At 60.9% G+C, this 3609-nt stretch carries 4 protein-coding genes; 3 read left to right on the top strand and 1 reads right to left on the bottom strand.

Features of this window, described 5'->3' with window-relative positions; translation table 11 throughout:
- Positions 1–161: 161 nt before the first annotated feature.
- Entirely contained in the window at positions 162–800 is a 639-nt protein-coding gene (locus tag GHO41_RS28705) for a LysE family translocator (protein WP_048369254.1), read from the top strand.
- A 29-nt stretch (positions 801–829) separates the two neighbouring features.
- Here GHO41_RS28705 and glcC read toward each other — a convergent pair whose 3' ends face one another.
- Entirely contained in the window at positions 830–1597 is a 768-nt protein-coding gene (gene glcC / locus GHO41_RS28700) for a transcriptional regulator GlcC (RefSeq protein WP_153330772.1), read from the bottom strand.
- A 234-nt stretch (positions 1598–1831) separates the two neighbouring features.
- Between glcC and glcD the strand changes: the two genes are divergently transcribed.
- Both glcD and GHO41_RS28690 read left to right on the top strand, forming a co-directional pair.
- Complete coding sequence (gene glcD / locus GHO41_RS28695) at positions 1832–3331, top strand: glycolate oxidase subunit GlcD (protein ID WP_153428570.1); 1500 nt, start codon at positions 1832–1834, stop codon at positions 3329–3331.
- A partial coding sequence (locus GHO41_RS28690) for an FAD-binding protein (protein WP_153435302.1) occupies positions 3331–3609 on the top strand: 279 nt, incomplete at its 3' end. The genes glcD and GHO41_RS28690, both read left to right, overlap by 1 nt.

Raw genomic sequence — 3609 nt, 5'->3', positions numbered from 1 at the left:
GCGCGCGCTCTTCAACTCTAGACCCAGTTTGCTGCGCGACAGCGCGGCGTCGAAGACGGGGCGGCCCCTCCTACAGATATCCAAGAGATGTATAGAACACAGCACCCGCTCTATGAGAATCTTGCAGCCCCTGCTGTGTGGGTCTTGCGGAGAGTTCCCCTTTGGTTTCATTAAATGATTGGCTGAGCTTCACCTTTATCGCCATGCTCGTGACGCTCACCCCCGGGCCTGCGGTGATCATGTCGTTGTCCAACTCCATCAGCCATGGCCCGTGGCGGGCGATGATCGGCTCGCTGGGCAATGCCATCGGGCTGCTGCTGATTGCCTCCGCCACCAGTGCCGGCCTCGGTGCACTATTGATCGCGTCTGCCACGGCGTTCCTGGTACTGAAGGTCGCAGGGGCCAGTTACCTCATTTATCTGGGCATCAAACAATGGCGCAGCCGTAATCGCGCGTTTGATAACGTGCAGGCCAATCCCTCGGAAAATCTGTCGGGCTGGAAGCTGTTCACCAAGGGCTTCTCGGTCGCGATTACCAACCCCAAAGCCATCCTGTTCTTTGCCGCCTTCTTGCCGCAGTTCATTCAGGGCGGTGACTCCAGCCTGTCTTACCTGGCCGTGCTGATCATCACGTTTGCCGGCTGCTCGATTGTCGCTCACCTGTTTTACGCCCTGCTCGCACAGACGCTAAAAGGCTATTTGGCGACGCCAGCGCGGGCCAAAGCCCTTAACCGCTTGTTTGGCGCCTCGTTTATGGGCCTGGGCATCAGCCTGTTGACCATCCGCGGCAAAGTCGCCTGACCCCGCGACACAGGAGCTGGACGCCATGTTCAGCTCCACCCCTCCAGGCGCATCGTCGCTCGCACCAGCCGCTGTTCTTCGTTTTCGATCTCTTTAAGACTTTCACTGATGCTCTGAATATGAGCGATCGCCGCCTTGCGCGCCTGCTCCGGCAAGCGACCGGTCACGGCGTTGTACAGCCGCGCGTGCTGGCGGTCGATTTGGCGCTTTTGCGGCTCGCGGTGGTAGAGGTTATTGACCGACGCAAACACCGTGTTCAACAACAGATCAGTGAGTGAACGCAGGGTCTGCACCAGCACCGGATTATGCGACGCCTCACAAATGGCCAGGTGAAAGGCATGGTCCAGACGTGCATGGGCAGACGCATCGAGGGAACGGTTATGGGCATCGAGCAAGGCGTGATAACTGCGGGTGATCAGCACAAAATCGGCGTCGGTACCGCGCAAGGCGGCCAGCCGTGCAGATTCGCCCTCCAGCAAGCTGCGCACTTCAAACAGGTCATACAGCGTGCGCGGTTGCGAGCTAAACAAGTGCATCAGCGGCGACGCACTCGCCTCGCCGGAAAGATCAGCAACGAAAGAACCCTTGCCCTGCTCGGTCTTGATGATGCCGCGAGCGCGCAGCAGTTTCAGGCCTTCACGCAGGGCGGTACGGGACACACCGAGTTTTTCGGTCAGGCGCCGTTCCGAGGGCAGCAACTGCCCGGTCTTGAGGACGCCATCAACGATCAGGCGTTCGATGCGCTCACACACCACATCGGCAACTTGCGGGTTACGCGGTGATTCCATTCTGTCCATAAACACTCCAACTGGTACGACCAGTTCGGTCGGCACAATCCTGTCGGTTTGCGCACACACCTAACGCATTGTTTTTGAATTTATTTTTATTTGAAACAAACAAGCGGCGCTGCAAAAACTGGTTCGACCAGTTCAACAACGTATGGACAGTAAATCGCCTCGGGCCAATGATGCAAGCCAGCACTCTCCGGCAACGGACCTCTAATAAAAATAAACAGGTGTCGCCCACCGACCATGAATATTCTTTACGACGAAGCCGTCGACGGGGTTCTGCCCGACGTCGACAAAAAAGCGCTGCTGCTGGCCCTGCAAACACAGGTGCCCGACCTGAAAATCCTGCATGAGCCTGAGGAACTGAAGCCCTACGAGTGCGACGGTCTGTCGGCCTATCGAACCACGCCGATGCTGGTGGTCCTGCCCCATCACCTTGAGCAGGTGCAGACCGTGCTGCGGCTCTGCCATGAGCACAAGGTGCCGGTGGTCGCACGCGGCGCGGGCACGGGCTTGTCGGGCGGCGCCTTGCCATTGGAAAAAGGCTTGCTGCTGGTGATGGCGCGCTTCAACAACATCCTCCACATCGACCCCGCCGCCCGCACCGCGCGGGTTCAGCCGGGGGTGCGCAACTTGGCGATCTCCCAGGCTGCCGCGCCCTATGGTTTGTACTACGCGCCGGACCCTTCGTCACAAATCGCCTGTTCGATTGGCGGCAATGTGGCCGAAAACGCCGGTGGCGTGCATTGCCTGAAGTACGGCCTGACCGTGCACAACGTATTGCAGGTCGAGATCCTCACCGTGGACGGCGAACACCTGACCCTCGGCTCGCAAGCACTCGACTCGCCGGGGCTGGACCTGTTGGCGCTGTTCACGGGGTCCGAGGGCATGCTCGGGGTGATCACCGAAGTCACCGTCAAGCTGCTGCCCAAGCCGCAAACCGCCAAGGTGCTGCTGGCCGCGTTCGATTCGGTCGAGAAAGCCGGGCGCGCGGTGGGCGACATTATTGCGGCGGGGATTATTCCGGGCGGTCTGGAAATGATGGACAACCTGGCGATTCGCGCCGCCGAAGACTTTATCCACGCGGGTTACCCGGTCGACGCCGAAGCCATCCTGTTGTGCGAACTCGATGGCGTTGAGGCCGACGTACACGATGACTGCGAGCGCGTGCGCCAGGTGCTGGAACTTGCGGGAGCCACCGAAGTGCGTCAGGCCCAGGATGAGGCCGAGCGCGTGCGGTTCTGGGCCGGACGCAAAAATGCGTTCCCGGCGGTGGGCCGCCTCTCGCCAGACTATTACTGCATGGACGGCACCATTCCACGCCGCGAGCTGCCCGGCGTGTTGCAAGCGATCGCTGCACTGTCAGCCGAATACGACTTGCGCGTGGCCAACGTGTTTCACGCCGGTGACGGCAATATGCACCCGCTGATCCTGTTTGATGCCAACCAGCCCGGCGAGCTGGACCGCGCCGAAGCGCTGGGCGGCAAGATCCTCGAACTGTGCGTGAAAGTCGGCGGCAGCATCACCGGCGAACACGGCGTGGGCCGCGAAAAAATCAACCAGATGTGCGCGCAGTTCAACAGTGATGAGCTGACCCTGTTCCATGCCGTCAAAGCCGCGTTCGACCCCGGCGGGCTACTCAACCCCGGCAAGAACATCCCCACCCTGCACCGCTGCGCCGAATTTGGCGCGATGCACGTGCACATGGGCCAGTTGCCCTTCCCTGAACTGGAGCGTTTTTGATGCGCAGTGAACATGATGTCGACAACAGCGCCGCGTTGCTGCAACAGGTCAACCAGGCCCTGCACAGCGCCACGCCCTTGCGCATTCAGGGGGCTGACAGCAAAGCGTTTCTGGGCCGTCCGATGACCGGCGAAGTGCTCGACACCCGCTCCCACCGGGGCATCGTCAGCTACGACCCGACCGAGCTTGTGATCACCGCCCGCTGCGGCACGCCATTGGCCGAGCTGGCCGCCGCCCTGGACGCGGCACAACAGATGCTGCCATGCGAACCGCCGTCT

This window comes from Pseudomonas sp. FSL R10-0399, assembly GCF_009600165.1.
Taxonomy (GTDB): domain Bacteria; phylum Pseudomonadota; class Gammaproteobacteria; order Pseudomonadales; family Pseudomonadaceae; genus Aquipseudomonas; species Aquipseudomonas helleri.
The sequence above is the reverse complement of the archived record's forward strand: the minus strand, read 5'-3'. Positions and strand labels throughout refer to the sequence as shown.

What these genes read in the sequence shown, in the direction of transcription:
- glcD (WP_153428570.1), top strand. Translation starts at nt 1,832, where the DNA reads ATGAATATTCTTTACGACGAAGCCGTCGACGGGGTTCTGCCCGACGTC.
- glcC (WP_153330772.1), bottom strand. Translation starts at nt 1,597, where the DNA reads ATGGACAGAATGGAATCACCGCGTAACCCGCAAGTTGCCGATGTGGTG.